The organism is Rufibacter sp. JT20002 (genome assembly GCF_056491185.1).
Window position 1 is genome coordinate 645,080 of record NZ_JBSZJY010000004.1, and the last position, 24,039, is coordinate 669,118.

The window sequence follows — 24,039 nt, forward strand, 5'->3', positions numbered from 1 at the left end:
TGGTTTAAGAATGATTATCAAAAAAGAGCCTAAAAAAACCTTAGAGGCCCTTTTCTGCCTTATAAGGGGTGTTGAAAAAACTCAATGAGTAAGGAAGGGCAGAAGGCAGAATAAATAATTAAATCTGTGCTATATTTAAGGGGAAGAAGCTAGCAAAACCGGGTAAAATTTGGTATTTTTGCATGTTAATAATCCACCGAAAACTCAATGAGTGACATCGAACAAAACAACATGACCGCCTATTCCGCAGACAGTATCCAGGTGCTTGAAGGCTTGGAGGCGGTGCGTAAACGGCCCGCCATGTACATCGGCGATATCGGCATTAAAGGTCTCCATCACCTGGTTTGGGAGGTGGTAGACAACTCCATAGACGAAGCCCTTGCCGGGCACTGTGACGAGATCAGCGTCACCATCCATACAGACAACTCCGTTTCCGTTTCAGACAATGGCCGTGGTATTCCAGTAGACTTCCACCAGAAAGAAGGCCGCTCGGCCCTGGAGGTGGTAATGACCGTGCTACACGCGGGAGGTAAGTTTGACAAAGACAGCTATAAGGTTTCAGGCGGATTGCACGGCGTGGGGGTTTCCTGCGTAAACGCTTTATCTACTGACCTACACGTGACCGTGCATCGCAATGGAAAACTTTACGAGCAACATTATAATATAGGTGTGCCTGCGTACCCGGTACGGGAGATAGGCACTACTGATAGAACGGGAACCACAGTTCATTTCCAGCCAGATGCCAGCATCTTCACGGTAACTGAATACAAATACGAGACGGTAGCCAGCCGTTTGCGCGAGTTGGCGTTCCTGAACAAAGGCATCAGAATCAACCTGACCGATTTAAGGGAAGAAGTTACCCCAGGTGAATACCTGAGTGAGTCTTTCTACTCAGAAGGTGGTCTTCGTGAGTTTGTAGCCTATTTAGAGGAAACTAGGGTAAACCTGATTCCTGAGCCTATCTACGTGGAAAGCGAAAAAGGCGGTATTCCGGTTGAAATTGCCTTAAACTACAACACGTCCTACACAGAGAACATCTTCTCCTACGTAAACAATATCAATACTCACGAAGGTGGTACTCACGTAGCCGGTTTCCGCCGGGCACTTACCCGGACTTTGAAAGCCTATGCAGAGCGTTCTGGTATGCTGGAGAAAGCAAAGGTAGAGATCCAGGGCGATGACTTTAGAGAAGGATTAACTGCGGTGATTTCTGTGAAAGTGCAGGAACCGCAATTTGAAGGCCAGACCAAAACTAAGCTGGGTAACTCAGACGTAATGGGAGCCGTGGACACGGTGGTAGGAGAGATCCTGAACCAATTCCTGGAAGAAAACCCGAAAGAAGCCAAAATCATTATCCAGAAAGTAATTCTGGCGGCGCAAGCCCGTTTAGCGGCCCGTAAGGCCCGCGAGATGGTGCAGCGGAAAAACGTGATGGGAGGCTCTGGTTTACCTGGAAAACTAGCTGACTGCTCTGACTCTGATCCTCAAAACTGCGAATTGTACTTGGTAGAGGGTGACTCAGCAGGTGGTTCGGCCAAACAAGGCCGTGACCGTAAGTTCCAGGCTATTCTGCCGTTGCGTGGTAAAATCCTGAACGTGGAGAAAGCGCAGGAGCACCGCATCTACGAGAACGAAGAGATCAAGAACATGATCACTGCCCTTGGCGTGAGCTTCGGGACTCCGGAAGACGACAAGGCCTTGAACATGGCTAAACTGCGTTACCACAAAGTCATCATCATGACGGATGCGGACGTGGACGGTTCCCACATCAGAACCTTGATCCTGACGTTCTTCTTCCGCTACATGCGTGATTTGATTGACAACGGTTACGTGTACATCGCGCTTCCACCGCTATACCTAGTGAAGAAAGGCAAGGAAGAGCGGTACTGCTGGACCGAGCAAGACCGCATTGAGGCTATTGCTGAGTTGGGCAAAGGAAAAGACGAGAGTGTGGGCGTACAGCGCTACAAAGGTCTTGGTGAGATGAACCCTGAACAGCTTTGGGAAACCACCATGCGCCCAGATACCCGCAGCTTAAAGCAGGTGTCGGTAGATTCGGCCGCTGAGGCAGACCACCTTTTCTCTATGCTCATGGGCGATGAAGTAGCCCCCCGCAGAGATTTTATAGAACGAAACGCGAAATACGCCAAAGTAGACGTTTAAGCGTTATATCCATATGCAACAGAAAAGCCTGCTCCATGCAGGCTTTTCTGTTGCACTTCGTCTCTTAAAGCCGTTACTTTAAAGAGACAAGAAGAACGTACAGGCGGAAGCCGTCTTGCGTATAAAGAAGACCAGATAAGTAGAAGTTGACCACCTGCTATGAATTCAATCAAGGCATCGGAGCAAATCCGGAGAAGTAACTACATCAGCCGTGACCTTAGTTGGTTGCGTTTCAATTACCGGGTGTTGGATTTGGCTAGTAACCGCCACACCTCTCTGTTTGATAGAATGAAGTTCCTGGCCATTACCTCCTCCAACCTGGATGAGTTCTTCATGATTAGGGTAGGTAGCTTGTACAACTACATAGACTTTGGAAAGGAGCGCGTAGACTACTCCGGTTTACGGGAACTACCCTTCCGGAAAAAGCTGCTGGACCTTGCCCACCGCTTTGTGGGTGACCAGTGCGCTGCCTATGAAGAGCTGATGCCAGAATTTGAGAAGCATGGTTTCAACATCTGCCGGGTAGAGGACTTAACAGAGTCTGAACAGGCCAAAGCCGCTTACTACTTTAAGCATACGGTGTACCCGCTGTTGACGCCCATGGTGTATGACAGTTACCATGGATTCCCGCTCATGATGAACCAGTTGCTCATCTTTGCGGTGGTCACCCGTACTTCAGAGGAAGAAAAGCAGCAGAGCCGAATCACCTTTGTGCAGGTACCCGGTAATTTGACCCGCTTTTTCGAAATTTCCCGCAAAAACAAGATCATCTTCGTGCCCATTGAGGAGATCATCCGCTGGAACATGGACAAGCTTTTCCGCAACGTGGAGATTGAATCCATGAACCTTTTCAGGATAACCCGGAACGGGGACTTCACTTTGGAGGAAAGCGATGACATGGATCAGGACTTTGTGCAGGAGGTAAAGCAGAAACTGAAGAACCGGAAAAAAGGCCGGGTGGTAAGGCTGGAGGTGGAACGAGCGCCTTCTCCGTACATGATGAAATTGTTGAAGGAACGGTGGTCCATTGACAATGCCAACATCTTTGTTATTGACCGGTTGATAGACCTTAAATCGCTGTGGCAGATCATCCGGCACCCGCATTTCTCCAATAAAATTCAACGTCCTTCACCTCCCATTCCGGCACCTAGCTTACCGCCTGGGGCCATGGATAACATTTTTGAGTACCTCAAGCACCATGATGTGCTGTTGCACCACCCGTACAACAGCATAGAACCCGTGGTGACGCTGCTGGAGAAAGCCGCTGAAGATCCGTATGTGCTGGGAATCAAACAGACGATCTACCGGTTAGCCGATAACTCCAGAGTGACCGCCGCTTTGCTGAAAGCTGCCGAAAATGGGAAACACGTTTCGGCATTACTGGAGGTGAAAGCCCGTTTTGACGAGGAGCGCAACCTACGGGAAGGGGAGAAACTGGAGAAGGCTGGCTGCTTCGTGATCTACGGAATCAGTAAATACAAGACGCACACCAAGATGCTCATGATCATCCGGAAGGAGGGAGAGAAGGTGACGCGGTACGTGCACATTGGCAGCGGGAATTACAACGAGTCTACCAGCCGAACCTACACCGACATCAGCCTTCTGACCACCGATGACGTGTATGGGCATGACGTGTCTGAGTTCTTCAACGTAATCACCGGGCACTCTTACCCAGAAAATTACGAGTACCTGATTACCGCGCCCAAAGACATGCGCCAGCAGTTAATTGAGCTCATCAGAAGAGAGACGCGCAACGCTGAGAACGGGCTTCCATCGGGTATTGTAGTGAAGATAAATTCTCTGGAAGACAAGTATGTGATTGATGAGTTTTATGCCGCCTCGCAGGCAGGGGTACAGATAAGGCTAATTGTGCGTGGTATCTGCTGCCTACGCCCAGGCCGTGAAGGTTTGAGCGAGAACATACAAGTGAGTTCCATTGTGGGTGAGTACCTGGAGCATGCCCGCCTGTTCTATTTCCATAACAATGGAGATCCGCAGGTTCTGGGGGGCAGCGCCGATATCATGGTTCGCAGTTTTGAGCGCCGCATTGAGGCCCTGTTCTACATTGTGCACGAAGACCTGAAACGTCAGGCCATCAACATTCTGCGGTACAACCTTATGGACAACCACAACTCCTACATCATGCGTGAGGATGGTTCTTACATCAAACGCCAACCTGCAGAAGGAGAACCTATCTTCAACATGCACCGGGAGTTCTTCCACCTATCCACGGATGTAGAGGTGGATGCTTGCCTGTTTTAATATTCCACTACTACTTAAAACAGAAAGGGCGACCATTTGCATGGTCGCCCTTTCTGTTTTCAAATCACATTTTAAAAATCAAGCTTGAAGTGGTGTTGGGTTGCTCCAAGATGACGCTCGTACAAAGATTGCAGAATGCCGTCTTTCAAACCAATCTGGGGTACTAACATGTTGTCAATGTTGGCCCAGCGCATGGCAGATAGATAAATCTCGGCGGCCGGAACAATCACATCGGCCCGGTCGGCGTTGAGCAGGAGCACCTTTACGCGCTCTTCCATGGAATAGCTGGAGATTTGGTCTACCACCTGTTCTATTTGGTCGAGGTAAATTGGTTTACCCCCCATTTTACCGGCCATCTCATAGATTTTGTTGATGTTACCCCCGGTGCCAATGGCGTGGGAGACATGGTGCATTCGGGCTTTCTCGGTGACCCATTCGCGCATGCATTCCCAAATTTCCATAGATTCTTCGCCCTGCATGTGCCGAATTGAACCTTGCTCAAAGGATTGCGAGGCTACCTTCATGCGGTTCACATAGATGTTGAACTCGGTGCTACCGCCACCCACGTCAATGTGCAAATAGTTTTGCCCATCCAGTTGCTGCCGGATAACCAAGTTGATGAGGTCTGCCTCGGTGGTACCGTCAATCACCTGGATGTGCAGACCCAGTTTATTTCTGATCTCGTCAATAATCTCTGGGGCGTTGGTGGCGGTGCGCATAGCCGAGGTGGCGCAGATCATAAAGTCGTGCACCTCGTGTACCTGCATGATGAGGTAAAGGCCGTGGAGGAGCTTCATGAATTTTTCGGCTTTAGGCCGAGAGATGACTCCGGTGGCAAATACATCCTCGCCCAGGCGCATGGGGTACCGGATGTATTCTACCCGTTTAAAGAGGGTGTGGTCTTCAAATCGAAAGACGTTGGATATCTGGCATCTAACCGCGTTGGAGCCTATGTCTACTGCGGCAAGTTTTAGAAAAGGTTCGGTGGCTTCTGACATACGTTTGTAAAACTAATACCAAAACTCTTAATCTTTTAATATTACTTCAGAATTAATGGTAATTTAATATGAAATCAAGTAAAACCATGAAGGTGGGCTTACCGGATGGTTTTAGGTTAAACTGGCATATCTGCTCCTATACTGCTGCGCAAAATAATAGTTCTGATGCATGTACTTTAGAAAAAATGTAATACCTTAGCATAAGAACGGTCTCCACGCAGGAAGGCCGTTCTTCTTTTTTAATCTTTGTACTAACCCATTACTAATATGGCAACAGTATCTTACTACACCCCAGAAGGATTGCAGAAGCTCAAGGAAGAGTTACATGAACTGAAGACAAAAGGCCGTGCCGAAGTGGCCCGTCAGCTGGCAGAAGCTCGTGATAAAGGGGACTTGAGTGAGAACGCTGAATATGACGCAGCCAAAGATGCCCAAGGTCACCTTGAACTGAAAATATCTAAACTGGAGGAAGTGATTGGGAATGCTCGTCTCATAGATGAGTCTAACCTGGATCTTACCAAAGCGCTCATCCTTTCCAAGGTGAAGCTAAAGAACCTGGGCAACAACATGGAAATGCTCTACACCCTGGTTGCCGAGGAAGAGGCTAATCTGGCAGCCGGAAAAATATCCGTGAAGTCACCCATTGGTAAGGGCTTGCTAGGTAAATCCGTGGGGGAGATCGCTGAGATCACCGTTCCTGCCGGAAAGCTTCGGTTCGAGATTCTGGAAATTTCACGTTAATCAGCTGCCATGGAAACCATTTTCTCCAAGATCATCAGTGGCGAAGTACCTGCCTACAAAGTGCTGGAAGACGAGCGTTTTCTGGCTTTCCTGGACGTTTTCCCGTTGGTGAAAGGCCACACGCTGGTGATCCCCAAAGAGCCCATTGACTACATCTTTGACATGGACCCAGATACCCTGGCAGATCTTCACAAATTTGCCCAGAAGGTAGCGGTAGGGGTCAAGAAAGCAGTTACTTGCCGCAAAGTGGGAGTGGCAGTAGTTGGTCTGGAGGTGCCGCATGCGCATGTGCATTTGGTGCCTATCAACCAGATCTCTGACATGAACTTCAGCAACCCCAAGCAAAAGTTTGAACCTTCTGAGATGGAGGAGATTGCCGGTAAAATCAGGCAGGCGCTGAAAACCGAGGCCGGAAGTTAATTTCCATAAGAGACAAAGAGTCAGCCGTTTTGAGGTTCTTTCTGAGAAAAGAACTTCAAAACGGCTGACTTAATTTTAGGAACCTGGTTTAGGATGTTGTTTACTTTGAAAGCCGGTCTGGGTTCTCGGTAAGGAACGCTTTCCAGGATTTTCCGCCCGCTTTTTGGTTCGCACCCTGTGAGTAATGGTGGCAAAGCGCCACGGCTAAGGCATCGGTGGCGTCCAGGAACTTAGGCGCTTCCTTTATCTTGAGAATCTGCAGCAGCATGGCCGCCACTTGCTCTTTGGAGGCGTTCCCGTTGCCGGTCACAGATTGTTTTATTTTCTTTGGGGCGTATTCCACGTACGGGATATCGCGGGAGAGGGCAGCGGCGATGGCCACGCCCTGGGCCCGGCCCAACTTTAGCATGGACTGTACGTTAGTCCCGAAAAACGGAGCCTCAATAGCCATTTCATCGGGAAGGTACTCGGTGATCAGGCGGAGGGTACTGTCATATATTTTCTTAAGCTTAACGGCATGGTTGGAGTAGCTTTTAAGTTGAAGCACCCCGTACTGGTGCACCGTTATTTTGGAGCCGTTCACCTCCAACAGGCCGTAGCCCATTACGTTGGTGCCGGGGTCCACGCCTAAGATTAACTTATTATTAGGAAGAACTGCGGTAGAATGAATCATGAAGCGCAAAATTACAAACAATCCGGCAAAGTGCTGGTATCGCGGCGTCTTTTGGTGGGGCTGGGAAAACTGGCAGTCTTCGGCCTTACCTTATATTACCTGAGACAAGCTATTCTGGAAGCCAGTTCGCACAGCACCTTTTCTTTTGCAACTTTTCAAAAGATTTGGTCCACTAACGAAATGGCCTTGTGCCTGGCAGCCGCATTATTACCGGTGAACTGGGGCATAGAAGCCACTAAATGGCAGTTCCTTTCCCGTAAATTTGAGAAGATCTCTTTTCTGGAAGCGTACCGTGCCGTTCTGGTGGGCCTCACCCTGGGCTTTGTCACCCCCAACCGCATGGGTGACTACGCCGGCCGCATCTTAACCCTCCACCGGAAAGACCGGGCCGATGCCATTGGCGCCATTCTGTTGGGTCGCCTGTGCCAATTGTTTGCTACTGTGTTAATGGGATCAGGGGCAATTGCCTTTTTCGTGTACGAATACTATGTGCCCTTAGCCTCACCGGTGGGAATATCCGTTGGGATTGGATTGCTATTGGTGAATGGGTGGGCCTTGGCCTTGCTGTTCAGTTTTCAGTGGGCCATTTCCCTGTTGGAAAGAGTATCGTTCCTGAGGCGGTGGGTACACTATTTTTCGGTGATCGGCACGTATTCCTCCGTTGAGCTAAGAAAAGTTTTGCTGATTTCTGGCGCCAGATACCTGGTGTTCGTGGGGCAGTTCGTGGCGTTGCTGTGGGCCTTTGGGGTACACCTTTCCCTGGATGAATACGTGTGGGGAGTGGCAGGTACTTTTCTGATCAAGTCCATTGTGCCTTCCATCAATGCTCTGGCTGATATTGGCATGCGCGAGCTCTCCGCAATGCACTTCTTTGGGTTGATGGGGCAAGACCAATTGCTGGTGCTAGGAGCCAGCCTCTCGTTGTGGACCCTTAATATCGCCCTGCCCAGCGCCTTGGGGCTAATTTTTGTGCTACCGCTTAAACTCTCCAACACCCGGTAATGCTGCTACTTTCTTTGGTGGTAGGTCTGTATGCCGTGGTGGTGCTCCGGTGCTGGTACGCCTGGCGGAAACTTCCTGTTTTCACCCCCAAGGGAGAAGCGCCTCCCGTTTTCTTTTCTGTCATCGTCCCCGTCCGAAACGAGGCAACTAACATCCTTTCCCTGCTTCAAGACCTGGAACGACAAGAGTATCCGGCTTCGGCTTTTGAGGTGCTTGTGGTGGATGACCATTCAGAAGATGGCACCCCCAGGTTGGTGCAGGAGTTTCAACAACAGAGTTCTCTTCCGTTGACCTTGCTGTTTTTGAAGGATTTTTCAGGAAAGAGGCAGAAAAAGGCCGCGGTGGAAATAGGCATCAAGCACGCCCAAGGTGATTGGATTGCCTGCACCGATGGGGACTGCCGGGTTTCGCCGCAGTGGCTTCAGGCATTTAACCACCTTAGGCACCAACAGCAACCAAAACTTATCAGCGGACCGGTAGGGTATTCACCTTTGACCACGCGCTGGCAGAGGCTACAGGCTTTAGAATTCTCGGCTTTGATAGGGGTTGGGGCGGCCTCCATTGCCGAACAGAAACCTACCATGTGCAACGGGGCTAACCTGGCGTATGAAAAAGCAGCTTTTTATGCAGTAGAAGGGTTCAAGGGGAACGAGCAGGTGCCTTCCGGCGATGATGAGTTCCTGCTTCATAAAATCCACCGGCATTTTCCTGGCCACGTGGCTTTTGCTAAATCCCCTGCAGCCATTGTATTGACTCCGGCAGCCGCTACGCTTTCCCAATTTCTGCACCAGCGGGTTAGGTGGGCAAGCAAATGGAAGCACTATGATTCTTACTTCTCGCAGGTATTGGCGGTGTTGGTGTTGGGCGGGAACGTGTCCATACTTTGGGCCTTGTGCGGAACGTTATTCTACCATTGGCCTTTTTGGTTTTTGGGCATCGTATTAACCACAAAAATGGGGGCAGATACCCTGCTTTTGCAATCGGTTTTAAACTTATTTGGCAAAAAGCGGTTACTTTCGTCTCTAGGGTTATTACAATTAGTGTATGTGCCATACATCCTCTTCACCGCTCTTTTAGGACTGCGGGGGAAGTATAACTGGAAGGGCCGCCAATTGAAAACAGCATGACAGACCAAGAATTTGATATACTGGATGAGCTTTACTTTGTAACTTCCTTTCAGGAGTTGCAAGAGGAGCTGGGGCTGCCAGAACAGGAGCTAAGAGAAGCTTTAAGAGGGTTGATCAGCATGAACTTCATCAAGTGCCTCTTTCCAGACCAGGATACCGAAGTGCCTTTTGACCCTGACCATTTTGCACGGGAAGCACACCAGTATTTCTTTCTGGCTACCAAGGAGGGGCTACTTAGCCATAACTCCAAATAGTGAAACTTATTTTACCTTTTGGATCTGATTTGCTGAACCTGTGCCTTAAACGAAGAGCGGTACTTGGTTAGATAGGCCACCTACCCAAACACCAAGGATTAAAGAGGAGGCAAGCGGTCAACTATTTTTATCATAAACTTACCTGCCAACAACCGTACCGTGCTTTTTTGAGTATGTTTGGGCTCTGAAGGTAGATGAATTGTTTATACCTGTAACAAATGTCTGAATTGAAATTTCCTACGGTAGAGCAGGAATTGAACCTGAAGAAGTTGGAGTTGGCGGCACTGTTGGAAATCACCAAGGCCATAAACAACAACCTTCCGGAAGAAGCGCTTTACAAGATTTACCACTTTACCTTACTGGCCCAGCTCAACATTCGGCGGCTTTCGCTTTTCCTGATTGACGAGGAATGGGAGTGTAAGGTAAGTTTTGGAACCCAGCACAACTTCAGGGAAATGGAGCTGCCGCCCGCCATCACTGAGCTGCGGGAGATCACCTCTTTATCTCAGTTAGACATTGACCGCCGGTGGCATGACTTTGAGATTGTTATTCCCATCATGCATAACAACCGCATCCTGGCCTTTGTCATGATCGGTAACGTAAATGCCTATTACACCACCTTGGGGGCTTTGAGCTTTGTGCAGACGCTGAGTAACATCATTCTGGTGGCCATGGAGAACCGCCGGTTAGAGCGGCACCGCCTTACCCAGGAGGCCATGCGCAAGGAGATAGAGATTGCCCGCGAGGTGCAAAACATGCTCTTCCCTAAGTCGCTGCCCAACAACAAAGACGTTGCCATCCATGCCACCTATATTCCGCACTCGTCCATTGGGGGAGACTACTATGACTATGTTCCCATAGACAAAGACCAGTTTCTTTTCTGCGTGGCCGACGTGTCTGGGAAAGGGGTGCCGGCGTCGCTGCTGATGTCAAACTTCCAGGCCGGACTGCGCACTATTCTTCGCCAGACCACCAACCTGAGCACCATTGTCAGTGAGTTGAATGACCTCATTTACCGCAACGCCATCGCTGAGAAGTTCATTACCTGTTTCCTGGCCATTTACAACAGAACCACCCGCGAACTCAGCTACGTGAATGCCGGGCACAACGCCTCTATTCTGCTGTACGAGGATAACACCTACCGTTTGCTGGAGGAAGGCTGCACCATGTTGGGCATCTTTGATGAGCTTCCGTTTTTACCGGTCACCAAAGTGTATTTGCCTCACAATTCACTTGTTTTCTGCTACACCGATGGTCTTACCGAGGTGTTCAACCACGACGAGGATGAGTTCGGGATTGAAAATACCATCAGAGTTTTGCAGAACTGCCGGTACGTGAGTTCCAAAACCATCCATAAGCAGTTGTTGCATGAAGTGAATACCTATAACAGCGGTACTTCTTTCAGCGATGACATTACCCTGCTTTCCTGCCGTTTTAAATAAACAAGGGTGAAACTGTTTCCACCTCTGTCTACAACAGAATTGTCTCTGGCTAACAAAGGTCAGAGACAATTCTGTTTTAAAGCCGTTTTCTGTGAAGTAGCTTTGAAACAAACCCTAACATCAAGATAGAACTGTGCTGCGCTTCCATAAAACGCCCCCCGTTTTGCCCTGGCTTTTCCCGAAAGTCTGGTGGGAGAGGCCTGTGCATGATAAGTCCATTTTTCTCACCTTTGATGATGGACCTATACCGGGGGTAACGCCTTATGTGCTGGAGCAGCTGGCAACCTTCCAGGCTAAGGCAACTTTCTTTTGTGTAGGCGAGAACCTGGAACGGAACCCCACTATTGCTCAGCAGGTGTTGGCACAGGGGCACGTGCTGGCGAATCATACCCACCAGCACGTAAAGGCCTGGAAGCTTTCCCCGGCAGACTACCTGACCCAAGTAGAGCGCTGCCAAACGGCACTGGAAAAAATAGGAGCAACCACCCAAGAAAGAAAGCTGTTCAGGCCTCCGCACGGCCAACTGACACCCGGGCATCTGCGTATGCTTGAACCGGAGTATCAGGTGGTCATGTGGAGTGCCCTGACCTATGATTTTGATGCTTCGCTGACGCCTGAAAAATGTTTGACCAAAGCAGTTGAAATCACAAAGCCCGGATCAGTTGTAGTGTTGCATGACAGCCTTAAGGCAGAGCGAAACCTTCGGTATGTGTTACCAAGGCTGCTGCGGCACTTCTCAGACCTGGGATACTCCTTCAAAACCCTGTAGCAAATGCTTTTTTCTCTTGGTTTCCTGTTTGTCTATTTTTTGCTTTTCGCGGCCCTGTTGGGGCTCTGGCGCAAAAGGCAAACCAAGGTAGTGCCCCCGCTGCAAACATTCCCAAAGGTGAGTATTCTCATTGCGGCCCGGAATGAGGAGGAACACATTCTTACCTGTCTGGAGTCCATCAGCAGGCTTAAATATCCCAAAGACCGGATAGAGGTGTTGGTAGGGGATGACCGCTCCACTGATAGAACCAGGCAATTGGTAGAAACTTTCCGGCAAAGCCATCCTTATGTCTCCTGCCACGGCATCATCCATGACCTACAAGGCATCAAAGGCAAGGCCAACGTTCTGGCCCAGTTGGCGCAACTTGCCACCTCTGATATTTTCCTGATCACCGATGCCGATATTGAAGTCCCTCCCTATTGGGTAGAAATTTTGCTGCGGCATCTTACCCCCGAAACGGGCATTGTGACCGGCATCACTACCACCAAAGGGAGCCGCCTCTTTGACCGCCTGCAAACCCTGGACTGGCTGTATAACCTGGGACTGATGCAGGTAGTGGCAGACAGAAACCTGGCCGTTTCTACCATGGGCAACAACATGCTGGTGACCAGAGAAGCGTACAAAGCGGTGGGAGGGTTTGAGAACATTCCGTTCTCCATCACAGAGGATGTACAGCTTTTCAAACAGGTGCTCTCTAAAGGGTATAAAACCAAGAACATCTACCAGCCCGAGGTGCTTGCCCTTTCATACCCGGCACCCAATCTGCTTTCTTTGCTACAGCAGCGCCGCCGCTGGATGCGAGGCTCGGTGCATTTGCCTTGGTACATGCTATTATTGTTTGTGATTCACTCTTCCTATTACCCGGTGTGGCTTCCGTTGTTTATGCATACCTCGTTTTGGGCCTGGTTTTCCATTTTTGTCCTCAAAGTAGTACTGCAGAGTTTGTTTGTCGATAAATGCCTGGCAATCCTCCGAAGGCCCACTTCTTGGAGAGACTTGCTTATTCTGGAGTTTTATCTCCTTTTCACCACCCTTATTTTGATTGTGTTTTTCTTTCTGCCCTTCAAGATTAAGTGGAAGGGGAGGGCGTATTAAGTTTATCGGGGCGAGAATACGTACCTTCGCCTTTTAAGCGGGTTTTGGTAAAATCAGGCTTAAAACAAAATTCCCAGATTCATTTAAATGAAGTACATAGATTCACACGCGCACGTTTTCTCCCCTGATTTTGCCCAGGACCTGGAGGAAATGCTGCAACGAGCTAAGGAAGCGCACATCGCTGAAGTTTATATGCCCAACATAAACCTGGCATCCATAGAAACCATGCTGGAGATAGAAAAACAGCATTCCTGGTGCCATTCCCTGATGGGGCTGCATCCCTGCCACGTGTTTCAGGATTACCAGGAGGTGCTGCAGGAAATGGAAAAATGGTTTGAGAAGCGCGCCTTTAAAGGTGTGGGTGAAGCCGGGTTGGATTACTACTGGGATAAAACGTTTGTGCAGGAGCAGAAAGAGGCCCTAAGAATTCAGTGTGGGTGGGCTAAGAAGTACCAGATTCCCATCATCCTGCATACCCGTGATGCTTTTCAGGACACGCTTGAAATAATTCAGGAGCAGCAGGACGGAACCCTGAGAGGAATTTTTCATTGCTTTTCCGGAACGGTAGAAGAAGCGCAAGCAGCAGTAGATCAGAACTTCCTGCTGGGCATTGGGGGCGTAAGTACTTTTAAAAACGGAGGCCTTGAACCCGTATTAACCGCAATTGATCTAAAACACTTAGTATTGGAGACAGACAGTCCGTATCTTGCACCTGTGCCCAAACGCGGAAAACGGAATGAACCATCTTATCTTCCGTATGTGGCGCAGCGAGTAGCAGAAATCAAATCAATTACCCTAGATGAGGTAGCGGAAAGCACCACGGCCAACGCTCAACGCCTCTTTGCCTGACCTATGAAGTTTTTAAAGGTAAATATCAATACGGCGGCTCCCAGTGATCCAGAAGCCGCCATTTTGCTTATTTACACTGGAGGTACCATCGGGATGGTCTCTGACAAAGAAGACCACCACTTAGTCCCCTTTGATTTTAGCGAAGTAATTCACCGGGTGCCTGAGATGCGTCAATTCAAAGTGATGCTCACGGTGCTGAGTTTAGACCCGGCCATTGACTCTTCCAATGTAGGGGTGGAGCACTGGATTAAACTCGCTCAGGTCATTCAGGTGAACTATGAGAAGTATGACGGGTTTGTCATTCTGCACGGCACAGACACCATGGCGTACAGCGCCTCGGCCATGAGCTTCCTGCTGGAGAACCTAGGAAAGCCGGTCATTTTTACGGGCGCGCAGGTACCCATTGGCCGTATGCGTACCGATGCCCGCCGTAACTTGATTACCGCTATGGAAATTGCCTCAGCCCACCGCTCGGGTAAACCCTTGGTGCCAGAGGTTTCCATTTTCTTCAACACCGTGCTACTGCGCGGAAACCGATCCACTAAAGTGGAAAGTCGGCACTTCAACGCTTTCCATTCAGGCAAATACCCGCAATTAGCCAAAGCCGGGATTGACATTGAATACAACCAATCGGTGATCTTGCCTGCGCCTGTCCAACCTTTACAGATTTACCAGGAACTGGAAAGCCAGGTAGCGGTACTGAAGTTGTTCCCTGGCATAAACCAAACCCTTATCGAGGCGATTTTAAAGGCCGATGGTTTGAAAGGCTTGGTATTAGAGACCTTTGGGGCCGGAAACGCACCCACCTATCCCTGGTTCCTGAAGCTCCTCCGCGATGCGGTAGACCGCGGAATCACCATTTTGAACGTATCGCAATGTGAGGAAGGGGAGGTGCACCAGGGCCAATATGAGACTAGTTTCTATCTAAAAGAGATGGGCGTCATTGGAGGCTCAGATATCAGTACCGAGGCAGCCGTGACCAAGCTTATGTTTGTGTTAGCCCAGGATCTTTCTCATCAGCAAAAGGTGGGTATGCTGGAGCAGGATTTAAGGGGTGAAATGACCCGCCGGGGGTAAAGTAAAAAATGCGCAGCCAGGGTTTGCAAATGCCAGCCCTTCTCGCTTTCTTTGCATTCCGAAAAACGGAGACCACGGAGAGGTGTCAGAGTGGTCGAACGAGCACGCCTGGAAAGTGTGTATACTGGTAACGGTATCGAGGGTTCGAATCCCTCCCTCTCCGCACAAAAATTGAAAAAGCCCTGTAGGTGAAAACTTACAGGGCTTTTTGTTTCGCTTCGGACATATTTCGGACATTTTAGATGCGAATTTGATTCTAGTCTCTCATTTTTAGAGATCGAAAAAGCTTATGGTTATCCCTTTTCAAATCTATCAAGAAAGTGGTAGCTCTTTTTAGACGACGTTGGTGTTTGACTTCCTGCTTAACTAGAGCCATAATTTAAAACGCCTGCAAGAAATCATCTTACAGGCGTTTTTCTTTTATTGTGTACACATATATGTACGATATTTGCTTTTCTGCTGCATTTCATCCCTGATAAAAACATTTTTCAAGGTGCGTAATTTTCTATGCACTTACATTTTTTACGCAGCATAGGACTATGCTTCGGAGCTAGTATTTTTTGGGTGGGGGTATATTACCCCCATTGAAACGCTTTGTGCCAGACCGGGTGACCGAATTTCGGCAGTTCTATTTCTCTGGTTAGCCACGATATTCCGGAAAGGACAGGAAGTATAATCCCCCTTGGAACCGGTACTGAGCAAACATTCTATCATCTTGAATGAACAGCTTATCCTATGGATACGCATGGCCCTAACTTTTCACGCACACCACGATGTTCCTGATGGGTAGGACAGCGCCAAAGGAAAGGAGTTTATTAATTCAGGTGCCGGTTGAGGCTCTTGGGTTAAGTTACCAATGCCCAACGGTGTACATAAGGTGAGCGAAGCTTGGCTTATGTACTGGGTTAGCAGGAGTATTTCCTTCTAGTTTTTTAGGAAGTCTAAGTTGTCACCTGTGAGATTATGGACATTGGCAGTTATTCTCTCAATGTCCCAATTCCACCATTGTACTTCCAAAAGCATTTGAATTTGCTCTTCAGGAAAGCGTTTCCTTATTTCTCTTGCTGGGTTTCCACCCACAACAGTATAAGGCTCCACGTCTCTTGTAACCATAGAATGGGCCGCTATTATTGCTCCGTCACCTATTTTCACTCCTGCCATGATAGTTGCTTTGTGTCCAATCCAGACATCGTTACCAACTTCCGTGTCTCCCTTGCTTGGGTAAGACTTTCCCTCCATCGCTCTTCCCCAACCATTGCCAAAGATGGCGAAAGGGTAAGAAGAAATAGCCCCAGTTAAATGGTTGGCCCCGTTCATGATGAAGGAAACACCTGAGGCAATCATGCAAAACTTTCCAATTACAAGCCTATCACCAATGAAGTCAAAATGATACTTGACGTTTTTCTCAAAGTTGTAGACGTCTTCAAAATCATCGTAATAAGTGTAATCGCCAACAATAATGTTTGGCTTTGTTATGATGTTCTTCAAAAAACAAAGCCTGTTATAATGCTCCAATGGAAAACGAGTATCCTTATCTGGGCCAGTCATCTCTTTTTAATTGATTATAAATTTCTGCTAATGTCCTAGCTAAACGACGGCGGAGGCCGTCGGCCAAGGCATGATGTTTATACAATGTTGTGCCAAGTAATTCTTTATTTTTTGTACCTAATACCAATTGAGCTTCCGCCAGTCTTAGGCTCGTAGGTCGCCCAGATATCGCCCCAAGAAAAGCTTCTGCCAGTTCCTATTTCTTTATTTAGCCAATTGTTATAAGCCACGACATTCTCTCTTTCTCTTTGTTCACTCCAGGATTCCCAGCCGCTATTTAAAACGAATGGAGAGTCGTTAACTACTAATGAGATTGACATTAAGCTTCCTTCATAACAGGAGAATGCAATATTGAAAAACATGCCAGACTCTTCTACATTTTTAGATCTGTAGTGAACCCATCCATTGCCCATTATACTTTCTTCTTTTACATCACTTAAATTGAAAGCTTTTATTTCACTGAGTGTCGTTGTCGGGAAAACAATAATGTTAGAGCTAAAAGTAAGTTGACCTGTGTTTTATCTATCATTTTTATTTGGCACAACGTCTAGTATAAACGACGGCGAAGGCCGTCGGCCGAAGGCTGACGTTTATGCTTTGTTAGCCCTAGTTTTTTCTTCAAGTAATACCAGCTTCCTTTTTACTTTTCATAGACCAGCCAATCATCAATTATTTCTCCGTCCTCGATAGAGTCGAGTTGGTAATAACCTACTTGCTCCAAGTCCATAAAGTGAATCTTATCGGGGTCTTTGATGTAAATTCCAATTCTTGTTCTTATGTGTGGCGTCGGTCTTAGAATGTGGTTGTATACTAAAACTTGTTCAATAAGTCGAAAAACTAAGTTAGGTAATCCATGTTCATTCCACTCGCTTTGGCTATCCTCAGTTTGTTCTTCTAAACTCCGTTTGCAGTTTTCTTCAGCTATGCTTGCTAATTTTAATCGTTTAGAGTGTTCTTCTAAATAATGATTTATATCGGTTAGTTTCATTAAAATTAGAGCTAACGGCTAGTATAAACAACGTGTAAGGTCGTCGGCCGAAACATGGTATTTATACCTTGTTGGGCGGTGTTATTTTTTACCAACTTAGGCGTTGTACTATTAGAGTTTCATTATCTGACAGCAAGCCCACGTAATAGGCCAATCCGCCACTTTTATTTAGACTGTATTCTTTAGTTATTTTCCTGTCGCCTATTTGTTCTTGTATTTTCTTTCGCTCTGTCAAACCAATATCTTCTTTATCATTTTCTATAAATCCGCTTCTTAGGAGTCGGGTTGTAAGACTATCATAAAACTGTTTATCTGTTCTTACTAAAGATACGGAAGTGTAATCACCGAATTGGTCAGGATAACTTGCTGTTTTGTATTGTATCTCAGCGTTTATTGGGAACTCAACCCCTGTTACTTCTTTGAAGTCCTTTTTGTAAAATTCTTCCGTCGGGTAGAGAGCTGTATAAACAAAGTATCCTGTTATTATGATTGGAGCTAAGGCAAGTAACCTTAATCTCCTGTTAAATCCCCTACTTTTTAAGAATCTGTAGATGAAGAATGAAATGCTACATGGAATTGCAACAACTAGTAGAAGGGCAATCAAGAGCATAATTATTAAAAACAGTCCATGCATTTTTTTTTACTTTAATACCGCCCAACGGTCTCGTATAAACAACGTGCTAGGCCATCGGCCGTGGCATGGTGTTTATGCAATGTTGGCAAACGTTTTTCTCCTTTAAGTTTTGAGCCTATTTTTTAAAACACCTTTTAAAACGCTTGAAGTTATAATTCGCTTCTTAATTGATATTTTCAAATTCTTCGAAGGAAGCGAACCACTTGTTTCTAATTCCAGAAGCCGTATCGGTAGCTTCTAATTTCTGTCTGTTCTGGCTAAATAGTTGGCACACTATTTTCCAATTTTCTTTTTCTTGCCTCCAATATTCCCTATCACTTGTCAGCACACTTTGCAGGAGGTCGCTTTCATAAAAATCTCCTTCTGCGAGAATGTCGTTTTTTAGAACTTCAATAGAGAGTGGAATCATGAACTTTAAGCCGATGCTCTGGCCAATCATTATTCTCAAATCCTCTGTCGTGAAGTCCTGAAGCTGCTTCTTTCTTAATTGGTTACATGTTTTAATCAAATATGAGCCTTCATTAAAGTCTATTGGAGGCCAAATTCTTTTTTCAAGGCTCTCTAATGATTTTTGCTTCCAATTATTCTCAAATTTCATATTTATAAATGATTGCCAACGGTTAGTATAAACAAAGAGCAAGGCCGTCGGCCGTGGCTAGATGTTTATACAGTGTTATAGGGCGTTTTTAATTCAAACAGTTTATCTATTTGCTTCCTGTCGTAATCAAGTATCCAATCGTTGTGCTTTTGATAAATTGGTCTTAACGTTTCTTTGTCTGCCGAAATAATGTCAAGTCCTCTGTCGTCGTACATTTGAAAAATAAGCTTCCTGTCAATATTTATTAAGTAAATCTCCTTACTTGTTAGAAATCCATTTTTGTCGAGCCTTGGTTCTCTTGATGGAAAGTCCGAATGGCCAATAGCAGCTAAGATATCCTTGTGGTTTATTCTTTCAGCAGTCAGTTTGATGATAGCAACGTTTCTTATATCGAATTTGTAGTCAGGTTCATATAATCCAGCTTCTTTGGAGTAACTAACTTCTGTCTTTTGGAGATTGTTGACTTGCTTAAAGGTAAAGTTGGAGAACCTGATTTTTCTTCGTCGGTATTTGTAGTCTGAAAGAACCAAAAATGCCTTATCCGTTCGGTCAAATGCAGTTTGAAAGATAGTCGAAGAGCGTTTTGTTACTTCTTTGAAATATTCGTCAGTGTCAGTGTGTCCAACTTGTAAATCAAAACGCAGCCCAAAGTCCCAACTATAGAACAAAGGTTTTCTTAGCCTTAGGTTTTTGAAGTTGTCGTTTAGGAACTGCCTAAATTCCTGCTTGGTAGTTTGCAAGTTGTCTTTCTTTAAAATGCCCTATAACGGCCTCGGCTATGCGGTCGGCTGGGAGACTTATCCGCAGGATAATGTCGGACAGACGAACGCTTGCAGAAAGCAATGCAATAACAACCGGAATGAAACCCAGCTGCCGTATAGCCATTGTTAGCAGGCGTTTTTTCTTTTTTACACGTGTTCTTCAATCTAACATTTCTCTACCCAATCCAGAAAATTTTCCCATTTTTCGTCGGTTGCCCCATTATGAGTCCAGTACCTGACGTTGTATTCGGGACCTGTTGAGGTCAAGTCGAAACAGAAATAGTCGCCATTGTCTTCAAGAAATGGAAGTAGGTGTTTGGGTAGTCCGTATTATCGCGCTTCCCTCACGGATTTAATTAAGTCCATGTAGCTACCGTTCTCGAATAATCGGTAAAGCTCAAAAGTACTGAAGAAAATATCAGAATAATCAAGCTGATATTTTACATAGGAAGGAGGAAACTTTACGCCTAATTTATCTTCCGCGTTTTTCACGTCCTCTTCTGTTGGTAGTTTGGGAGGTTTAGGAACGGGTTTGCTTAAGGATTTTAATCTTTCTAAAGTTTCCATTTTTATTCTTTAGATGCCTGCTAACATTATATAAAAAACGTGCAAGGCCGTCGGCCTAAGCATGATTTTTATATAATGTTAGCACCTGTAATTTTTTATAAGTTCTACTTTAATTCTTTTTTACTTACCTGAGCAGATTTGTCATAATAGATTATGCTGTCCAGGTGATACTCATCTGTTAAAGAATATTGATTTGTTTCAGTTACACTTTCTACGCTAGTCCAATATTCTTTCCTCTCTGGCTTTAAAATGCCGCGTGCGTATTTTACCTCCTTGATGCGATGTCCATTTTTATTCCGCTCCTGTGTGTATTCAGGAGATGGGTTTATTGCTTTTGTTAATGTAAATAGAACAAAAGTCGGCAAGGGAGTACTGAATAAGAATCCTATTGTATTCCAACCTTCTACTTTTACTTTTCCCGACCTTAACAACAGTCCTAATATAATTCCTCCTATAAGCCAAAATGCAGGGAAGATATATACATAGGCAAGAGAGTTGCTTTGGTCTTTGCTGATGTCGATAAAGAAGAAGACGGTAATAATGGTGTATAAGATTGAGAGAATCAGAAGCTTCTTATTCATTTTTATTTATTGGTGCTAACGTCTAGTATAAACGACGGCGAAGGCCGTCGGCCGAGGTGACGTTTATACCTTGTTAGCCGTAGATTTTCTTTTTAATTACAGGTAGTATATGCGTTAGCACATTGCATGTCTGGGGCGAGCCAGCCTTGTTTAATTTTACCCTTGAGCTCAACTATAACATATACCCAGCCTTTATCGATGGAAGTTACTTGATACAGTTTGTTATCGTATTCCTGTATTGTTGAGCTAATCTTTGAGGTTTTTCGTGGTTCTGCATAAAGTCTCAAAGGCTTCCCCATTTCATAGTTTCTTGTATAAATACCGATATACTTGCCTTTCTTAATCCAGCCTTTTACCTGTTTGCCAGAAATCGAGTATGCTAACGTGCCGTAAAAGAAGTCGGTAGTTTGCTTGGTGGCACTAAGAACCAAAAAATCCTCTTCCTCAAAGTTCTGCTTCACCGTTGCAATTACCTTTCCACTTGATTTTTCATATACGGCGATATTCCCTTTGTATTCTGGGTCAATCAATAGTTCAGTGCTTGTTTCAGAATACCGAAAAGGGATTATGGAAGCTATAAGTAGTACAAAAGTAAAAAGCTGATTCATGTTTATAATTTACGGCTAACGTCTAGTGCATGAGGCGTGCAAGGCCGTCGGCCGTAGCATGGCTTATGCACCTTGTTACGCGAAGTTGTTTTTATTTTTACACCTGCTCTTTTGTTAGCTCTAAAGAAGGATTTTCCTGCTCTAATTCGTTTTCAATTTTATTTAGCAAATACATCACTACCAAGGGCACTATGTTGACAACAAGGAAAGCTTCATCGTGGTCCGTATTCCAGTTATATTCAAAGCTGGACAAGGCAGCATTTAGTTTTAACAGCATACCTTCAGTTATGTCGAAACCGATAGACACCCCTAATCCTGAAATATATTGAAAACTATAGCCCGCAACGGCGAAACCAATTAATTGAATGATTTGATTAATTCTGGAGGGTAGGATTCCTTTTGCAGGGTTCTTTAGCAAAATTAGTCCGCTAGCAACTGAGAATAAGTATAGTATTAGCATCACGAACAGGAGGAGAACTGCATAACCATTGAAAGCTTCGGTTTGTAATATGTATTGAATCATAATTCCAAGTCCGATGATTCCGCCAATTATCTGATACCAGCTAAGAAATTTTATTTCAGTATCTAATTTCATTTTTATTCATTTTGCCTAACGGCCTCGTGCATGAGGTGTCCAAGGCCGTCGGCCGTAGCATGGCTTATGAACAATGTTAGGCAATGTTGTTCTTTTTTAGTTTGCAAGTGTATAAATATGAACGGCTGAATACCAATCCTCTTTGATTACATTAATCCGACTTAAGTTTCTTTTTCTTTTTATGTGTGACTCTCCCTGTGGTGCATAAATCAGAACGTAAACTTCATCTTTGAGATCTGACTGTTCATTGCAGTTCGAGGCTTGAAAAATCAAAGTAGAATCTTCGTGGCATTCTATGAATTCTATTTCTCTGAAGACTTCTTCGTTTACTATTTCGTCCTCTTTACGAATACTCTTTATTATTCTCGAGTAATCTTCCGAACTGCCCCATTGATAGTTTTGCTTATAAATTTCTGTAGTCGCATCTTCATAAAGCTTAAAGTTTGTTTTATAATCAATCTTACAACTTTCGCCCGTACAACTGGAGATAAATACTATCAATATTATAGCTAAAACTTTTATTCCTTTCATTCTTTCAATATTGCCTAACGGTTAGTATAAACGGCGGCGGAGGCCGTCGGCCGATGCTGGCGTTTATACTAACCGTTAGGCTTAGATTTTTTATTTTATTTGCGCTGGAACAACGCTTATCACATAATCAACTATTTGAGAAATTTGGAGAAACCATTCTTCGTTTGATATCATATATCCTCTGTTATCGAATTCATCATCTATTATTTTTAAATCGCTTTTTAAGTCAGGTGAATTGACTGAAAGGTGAGTGTATGAGTAATGGATTGGCGTTGGGGGCACAAATTTTAGAGTTTTTGATGCTTTAGCTGTTTCTAATAGATATTCATTTTTCTTTTTGAAAGCATTGGTGCTCTTTTCAATAAGTGAAAAGACAGAAATAGTATCAATCTTAATCGGTGAGTATTTGCCAAAGCCGTCAATTCTATGGAGGCTGTAATCGTATTTATCCTTTGAAATGACATAATATGTTTTGCTATTAGAAATTGCTTTGTCATTTCTCACAACTTCACATCCAATACATCCTTGCTCCACCACAATCCAAGTAGAAACCTTTTCTTTTTTCAAGCCATTTATATAAACCGCTAAATCTTTGTCGACTGCTGTTTGCCCATTTGAGGCAATTGCATACAACAGAAGCAAGACAAGAAGTAATGGCTTTCTTTTATTCATAATTATAATTTAAGCCTAACGTACTTGTGTAAACGGCGGCGGAGGCCGTCGGCCGATGCTGGCGTTTACACGTTGTTAGGCAAAGAAGTTTTTTCAGGTTTCTAAAGCTATTTCTAAACGGTTTATTCTCCAGTAAATGAATTCTCCGATTATCCTTTTGTCGCTAGTCCAGTTTCCTAAATCAAGCTTAATGTCGCCAAAGCAGGCTATAATAGGGTCAATTTGCTCAATCTTACCGTATCCAGCATATTCACATTCTCCGCCAAGCTTTTCCAGTTTCTTTTCTTTGGTAGCGTTTAAACTGAAAGTCTTTTCCCAGTCGAAGCGTTCGCTTTGGTGATGTAGTTCGAAAAGCAATTTTTCGCCTTCTTTGTAGGAATGTCCCCAAAAGAAAGCTTCGTAGCTGTTACCCGACGAAGTTTTGAACTCAACAATCCCTTCGTGTTTATCATGAAGTTCTAGTCGAGTAATTTCTACAGGTAACTCAGTTCTTTTCATTCTTACTTTTTTGCCTAACGTACTAGGCTAAACGACGGGCGAGGCCGTCGGCCGAAAGCTGACGTTTAGGTGTTGTTAGGCAATGTTTTTCTTCTTTAACATTTCAGAGTACAATTCTTTAGTCTTTACTAAACTATCTTGGATACTAAGCCCTCTAGTTCCTACACACAGAAGATAAGGCTTACATGGAGAAGATTTTTCTTCCAATTGTATCCAATCTAAATTAAAGCTCTTCATGTAAGGCTTAGGGTTCTTATAAATTGAAATATTGAGTATGTCCTTCAGTTCTATTCTAAATGATTCTATCTCATTTACATTTTCGTATGAAGCCCCTTGTAGTGGATTAGGCTCTTTAGCTTCAAAAACTATAAAGTCATCTGATATCTCAAGTGAACCAGTCGATATATAAACCAAAGGAGTTCTCCGTCCCATAATTCGTATTACAGGCATATCAGCCGGTACTTTTTGGAGATTGAAAAATGCTTTCCAAAAAGGCATTTTTTTAGTTACTTCTGAGAATTTACTCTGGTACTCTAAAGTAGAAACCCAAACATTTTTATAAATCATGGGAGAATTTTAAATGTTG

27 protein-coding genes, 1 tRNA gene and 1 pseudogene are annotated in these 24,039 nt (G+C 45.2%); 13 read left to right on the forward strand and 16 right to left on the reverse strand.

The window, feature by feature from the left end:
• Nucleotides 1-207 precede the first annotated feature (207 nt).
• Together gyrB and ppk1 are read left to right on the forward strand one after the other, a co-directional pair.
• The gene (gyrB, locus tag ACW9SV_RS19435; protein ID WP_479558429.1) at nt 208-2,163 is read left to right on the forward strand and encodes a DNA topoisomerase (ATP-hydrolyzing) subunit B; all 1,956 of its coding nucleotides are present in this window, start codon (nt 208-210) and stop codon (nt 2,161-2,163) included.
• Nucleotides 2,164-2,322: 159 nt separating this feature from the next.
• Complete coding sequence (ppk1, locus tag ACW9SV_RS19440; RefSeq protein WP_479558430.1) at nt 2,323-4,425, forward strand: polyphosphate kinase 1; 2,103 nt, start codon at nt 2,323-2,325, stop codon at nt 4,423-4,425.
• Nucleotides 4,426-4,496: 71 nt separating this feature from the next.
• Here the strand turns inward: ppk1 and ACW9SV_RS19445 are convergent, their stop codons facing one another.
• Nucleotides 4,497-5,423, reverse strand: coding sequence for a Ppx/GppA phosphatase family protein (locus tag ACW9SV_RS19445; RefSeq protein ID WP_479558431.1), 927 nt, complete (start codon nt 5,421-5,423; stop codon nt 4,497-4,499).
• A gap of 267 nt (nt 5,424-5,690) precedes the next feature.
• Here ACW9SV_RS19445 and greA point away from each other — a divergent pair, with 267 nt between their 5' ends.
• Both greA and ACW9SV_RS19455 read left to right on the forward strand, forming a co-directional pair.
• The gene (gene greA / locus ACW9SV_RS19450; RefSeq protein WP_479558432.1) at nt 5,691-6,164 is read left to right on the forward strand and encodes a transcription elongation factor GreA; all 474 of its coding nucleotides are present in this window, start codon (nt 5,691-5,693) and stop codon (nt 6,162-6,164) included.
• Nucleotides 6,165-6,173: 9 nt separating this feature from the next.
• A complete protein-coding gene (locus tag ACW9SV_RS19455; RefSeq protein WP_479558433.1) occupies nt 6,174-6,584 on the forward strand; it encodes an HIT family protein in 411 nt (136 codons plus the stop codon).
• A 100-nt stretch (nt 6,585-6,684) separates the two neighbouring features.
• Here ACW9SV_RS19455 and ruvC read toward each other — a convergent pair whose 3' ends face one another.
• Nucleotides 6,685-7,257, reverse strand: a complete 573-nt coding sequence (gene ruvC / locus ACW9SV_RS19460) for a crossover junction endodeoxyribonuclease RuvC (protein ID WP_479558434.1) — start codon at nt 7,255-7,257, stop codon at nt 6,685-6,687.
• Between ruvC and ACW9SV_RS19465 the strand changes: the two genes are divergently transcribed.
• From ACW9SV_RS19465 to ACW9SV_RS19505, 9 genes are all read left to right on the forward strand, one after another.
• On the forward strand, nt 7,249-8,259 hold the full coding sequence (locus ACW9SV_RS19465) for a lysylphosphatidylglycerol synthase domain-containing protein (RefSeq protein ID WP_479558435.1): 1,011 nt from the start codon (nt 7,249-7,251) through the stop codon (nt 8,257-8,259). The two genes, ruvC and ACW9SV_RS19465, sit on opposite strands and share 9 nt — an antisense overlap.
• Nucleotides 8,259-9,386 (forward strand): glycosyltransferase, encoded by a 1,128-nt coding sequence (locus tag ACW9SV_RS19470; protein ID WP_479558436.1) that lies wholly within the window; start codon nt 8,259-8,261, stop codon nt 9,384-9,386. The genes ACW9SV_RS19465 and ACW9SV_RS19470 overlap by 1 nt, the downstream gene beginning before the upstream one ends.
• On the forward strand, nt 9,383-9,640 hold the full coding sequence (locus tag ACW9SV_RS19475; protein ID WP_479558437.1) for a hypothetical protein: 258 nt from the start codon (nt 9,383-9,385) through the stop codon (nt 9,638-9,640). The genes ACW9SV_RS19470 and ACW9SV_RS19475 overlap by 4 nt, the downstream gene beginning before the upstream one ends.
• A gap of 218 nt (nt 9,641-9,858) precedes the next feature.
• On the forward strand, nt 9,859-11,082 hold the full coding sequence (locus ACW9SV_RS19480; protein WP_479558438.1) for a PP2C family protein-serine/threonine phosphatase: 1,224 nt from the start codon (nt 9,859-9,861) through the stop codon (nt 11,080-11,082).
• A 133-nt stretch (nt 11,083-11,215) separates the two neighbouring features.
• Complete coding sequence (locus tag ACW9SV_RS19485) at nt 11,216-11,851, forward strand: polysaccharide deacetylase family protein (RefSeq protein WP_479558439.1); 636 nt, start codon at nt 11,216-11,218, stop codon at nt 11,849-11,851.
• 3 nt (nt 11,852-11,854) lie between these two features.
• Complete coding sequence (locus ACW9SV_RS19490) at nt 11,855-12,946, forward strand: glycosyltransferase (protein ID WP_479558440.1); 1,092 nt, start codon at nt 11,855-11,857, stop codon at nt 12,944-12,946.
• A gap of 87 nt (nt 12,947-13,033) precedes the next feature.
• Nucleotides 13,034-13,795: a TatD family hydrolase gene (locus ACW9SV_RS19495; protein ID WP_479558441.1), complete on the forward strand. Its 762-nt coding sequence runs from the start codon at nt 13,034-13,036 to the stop codon at nt 13,793-13,795.
• Nucleotides 13,796-13,798: 3 nt separating this feature from the next.
• Entirely contained in the window at nt 13,799-14,872 is a 1,074-nt protein-coding gene (locus tag ACW9SV_RS19500; protein WP_479558442.1) for an asparaginase, read from the forward strand.
• Between the two features lie 76 nt (nt 14,873-14,948).
• A tRNA-Ser gene (locus ACW9SV_RS19505) sits at nt 14,949-15,035 on the forward strand.
• A 761-nt stretch (nt 15,036-15,796) separates the two neighbouring features.
• On the opposite strand, the gene ACW9SV_RS19510 is transcribed toward ACW9SV_RS19505, so the two are convergent.
• From ACW9SV_RS19510 to ACW9SV_RS19575, 14 genes and pseudogenes are all read right to left on the reverse strand, one after another.
• Nucleotides 15,797-16,420, reverse strand: a complete 624-nt coding sequence (locus ACW9SV_RS19510) for a CatB-related O-acetyltransferase (protein WP_479558443.1) — start codon at nt 16,418-16,420, stop codon at nt 15,797-15,799.
• A 104-nt stretch (nt 16,421-16,524) separates the two neighbouring features.
• Complete coding sequence (locus ACW9SV_RS19515) at nt 16,525-16,833, reverse strand: hypothetical protein (RefSeq protein WP_479558444.1); 309 nt, start codon at nt 16,831-16,833, stop codon at nt 16,525-16,527.
• Between the two features lie 227 nt (nt 16,834-17,060).
• Nucleotides 17,061-17,408 (reverse strand): hypothetical protein, encoded by a 348-nt coding sequence (locus ACW9SV_RS19520; RefSeq protein WP_479558445.1) that lies wholly within the window; start codon nt 17,406-17,408, stop codon nt 17,061-17,063.
• 88 nt (nt 17,409-17,496) lie between these two features.
• A complete protein-coding gene (locus ACW9SV_RS19525) occupies nt 17,497-18,042 on the reverse strand; it encodes a hypothetical protein (RefSeq protein WP_479558446.1) in 546 nt (181 codons plus the stop codon).
• A gap of 163 nt (nt 18,043-18,205) precedes the next feature.
• Entirely contained in the window at nt 18,206-18,640 is a 435-nt protein-coding gene (locus tag ACW9SV_RS19530) for a contact-dependent growth inhibition system immunity protein (protein ID WP_479558447.1), read from the reverse strand.
• A gap of 65 nt (nt 18,641-18,705) precedes the next feature.
• Nucleotides 18,706-19,380, reverse strand: coding sequence for a DUF3885 domain-containing protein (locus tag ACW9SV_RS19535; protein ID WP_479558448.1), 675 nt, complete (start codon nt 19,378-19,380; stop codon nt 18,706-18,708).
• A gap of 186 nt (nt 19,381-19,566) precedes the next feature.
• Nucleotides 19,567-19,968: pseudogene (locus ACW9SV_RS19540) on the reverse strand (SMI1/KNR4 family protein).
• Nucleotides 19,969-20,072: 104 nt separating this feature from the next.
• A complete protein-coding gene (locus ACW9SV_RS19545) occupies nt 20,073-20,549 on the reverse strand; it encodes a hypothetical protein (RefSeq protein WP_479558449.1) in 477 nt (158 codons plus the stop codon).
• A gap of 92 nt (nt 20,550-20,641) precedes the next feature.
• Nucleotides 20,642-21,157, reverse strand: a complete 516-nt coding sequence (locus ACW9SV_RS19550) for a hypothetical protein (protein ID WP_479558450.1) — start codon at nt 21,155-21,157, stop codon at nt 20,642-20,644.
• Between the two features lie 97 nt (nt 21,158-21,254).
• Nucleotides 21,255-21,752 carry a hypothetical protein gene (locus ACW9SV_RS19555; protein ID WP_479558451.1) on the reverse strand — a complete coding sequence of 166 codons (498 nt, stop codon included), beginning with the start codon at nt 21,750-21,752 and terminating at the stop codon, nt 21,255-21,257.
• A 96-nt stretch (nt 21,753-21,848) separates the two neighbouring features.
• The gene (locus tag ACW9SV_RS19560; protein ID WP_479558452.1) at nt 21,849-22,283 is read right to left on the reverse strand and encodes a hypothetical protein; all 435 of its coding nucleotides are present in this window, start codon (nt 22,281-22,283) and stop codon (nt 21,849-21,851) included.
• A gap of 90 nt (nt 22,284-22,373) precedes the next feature.
• Entirely contained in the window at nt 22,374-22,955 is a 582-nt protein-coding gene (locus ACW9SV_RS19565) for a hypothetical protein (protein WP_479558453.1), read from the reverse strand.
• 93 nt (nt 22,956-23,048) lie between these two features.
• Nucleotides 23,049-23,453: a hypothetical protein gene (locus ACW9SV_RS19570; RefSeq protein WP_479558454.1), complete on the reverse strand. Its 405-nt coding sequence runs from the start codon at nt 23,451-23,453 to the stop codon at nt 23,049-23,051.
• Nucleotides 23,454-23,528: 75 nt separating this feature from the next.
• Nucleotides 23,529-24,020, reverse strand: coding sequence for a hypothetical protein (locus ACW9SV_RS19575; RefSeq protein ID WP_479558455.1), 492 nt, complete (start codon nt 24,018-24,020; stop codon nt 23,529-23,531).
• Nucleotides 24,021-24,039: the final 19 nt, after the last annotated feature.

Coding starts and splice junctions, on each gene's coding strand:
- gyrB (WP_479558429.1), top strand. CDS start 208: ATGAGTGACATCGAACAAAACAACATGACCGCCTATTCCGCAGACAGT.
- ppk1 (WP_479558430.1), top strand. CDS start 2,323: ATGAATTCAATCAAGGCATCGGAGCAAATCCGGAGAAGTAACTACATC.
- ACW9SV_RS19445 (WP_479558431.1), bottom strand. CDS start 5,423: ATGTCAGAAGCCACCGAACCTTTTCTAAAACTTGCCGCAGTAGACATA.
- greA (WP_479558432.1), top strand. CDS start 5,691: ATGGCAACAGTATCTTACTACACCCCAGAAGGATTGCAGAAGCTCAAG.
- ACW9SV_RS19455 (WP_479558433.1), top strand. CDS start 6,174: ATGGAAACCATTTTCTCCAAGATCATCAGTGGCGAAGTACCTGCCTAC.
- ACW9SV_RS19465 (WP_479558435.1), top strand. CDS start 7,249: ATGAATCATGAAGCGCAAAATTACAAACAATCCGGCAAAGTGCTGGTA.
- ruvC (WP_479558434.1), bottom strand. CDS start 7,257: ATGATTCATTCTACCGCAGTTCTTCCTAATAATAAGTTAATCTTAGGC.
- ACW9SV_RS19470 (WP_479558436.1), top strand. CDS start 8,259: ATGCTGCTACTTTCTTTGGTGGTAGGTCTGTATGCCGTGGTGGTGCTC.
- ACW9SV_RS19475 (WP_479558437.1), top strand. CDS start 9,383: ATGACAGACCAAGAATTTGATATACTGGATGAGCTTTACTTTGTAACT.
- ACW9SV_RS19480 (WP_479558438.1), top strand. CDS start 9,859: ATGTCTGAATTGAAATTTCCTACGGTAGAGCAGGAATTGAACCTGAAG.
- ACW9SV_RS19490 (WP_479558440.1), top strand. CDS start 11,855: ATGCTTTTTTCTCTTGGTTTCCTGTTTGTCTATTTTTTGCTTTTCGCG.
- ACW9SV_RS19495 (WP_479558441.1), top strand. CDS start 13,034: ATGAAGTACATAGATTCACACGCGCACGTTTTCTCCCCTGATTTTGCC.
- ACW9SV_RS19500 (WP_479558442.1), top strand. CDS start 13,799: ATGAAGTTTTTAAAGGTAAATATCAATACGGCGGCTCCCAGTGATCCA.
- ACW9SV_RS19510 (WP_479558443.1), bottom strand. CDS start 16,420: ATGACTGGCCCAGATAAGGATACTCGTTTTCCATTGGAGCATTATAAC.
- ACW9SV_RS19515 (WP_479558444.1), bottom strand. CDS start 16,833: ATGGGCAATGGATGGGTTCACTACAGATCTAAAAATGTAGAAGAGTCT.
- ACW9SV_RS19520 (WP_479558445.1), bottom strand. CDS start 17,408: ATGAAACTAACCGATATAAATCATTATTTAGAAGAACACTCTAAACGA.
- ACW9SV_RS19525 (WP_479558446.1), bottom strand. CDS start 18,042: ATGCATGGACTGTTTTTAATAATTATGCTCTTGATTGCCCTTCTACTA.
- ACW9SV_RS19530 (WP_479558447.1), bottom strand. CDS start 18,640: ATGAAATTTGAGAATAATTGGAAGCAAAAATCATTAGAGAGCCTTGAA.
- ACW9SV_RS19545 (WP_479558449.1), bottom strand. CDS start 20,549: ATGAATAAGAAGCTTCTGATTCTCTCAATCTTATACACCATTATTACC.
- ACW9SV_RS19550 (WP_479558450.1), bottom strand. CDS start 21,157: ATGAATCAGCTTTTTACTTTTGTACTACTTATAGCTTCCATAATCCCT.
- ACW9SV_RS19555 (WP_479558451.1), bottom strand. CDS start 21,752: ATGAAATTAGATACTGAAATAAAATTTCTTAGCTGGTATCAGATAATT.
- ACW9SV_RS19560 (WP_479558452.1), bottom strand. CDS start 22,283: ATGAAAGGAATAAAAGTTTTAGCTATAATATTGATAGTATTTATCTCC.
- ACW9SV_RS19565 (WP_479558453.1), bottom strand. CDS start 22,955: ATGAATAAAAGAAAGCCATTACTTCTTGTCTTGCTTCTGTTGTATGCA.
- ACW9SV_RS19570 (WP_479558454.1), bottom strand. CDS start 23,453: ATGAAAAGAACTGAGTTACCTGTAGAAATTACTCGACTAGAACTTCAT.
- ACW9SV_RS19575 (WP_479558455.1), bottom strand. CDS start 24,020: ATGATTTATAAAAATGTTTGGGTTTCTACTTTAGAGTACCAGAGTAAA.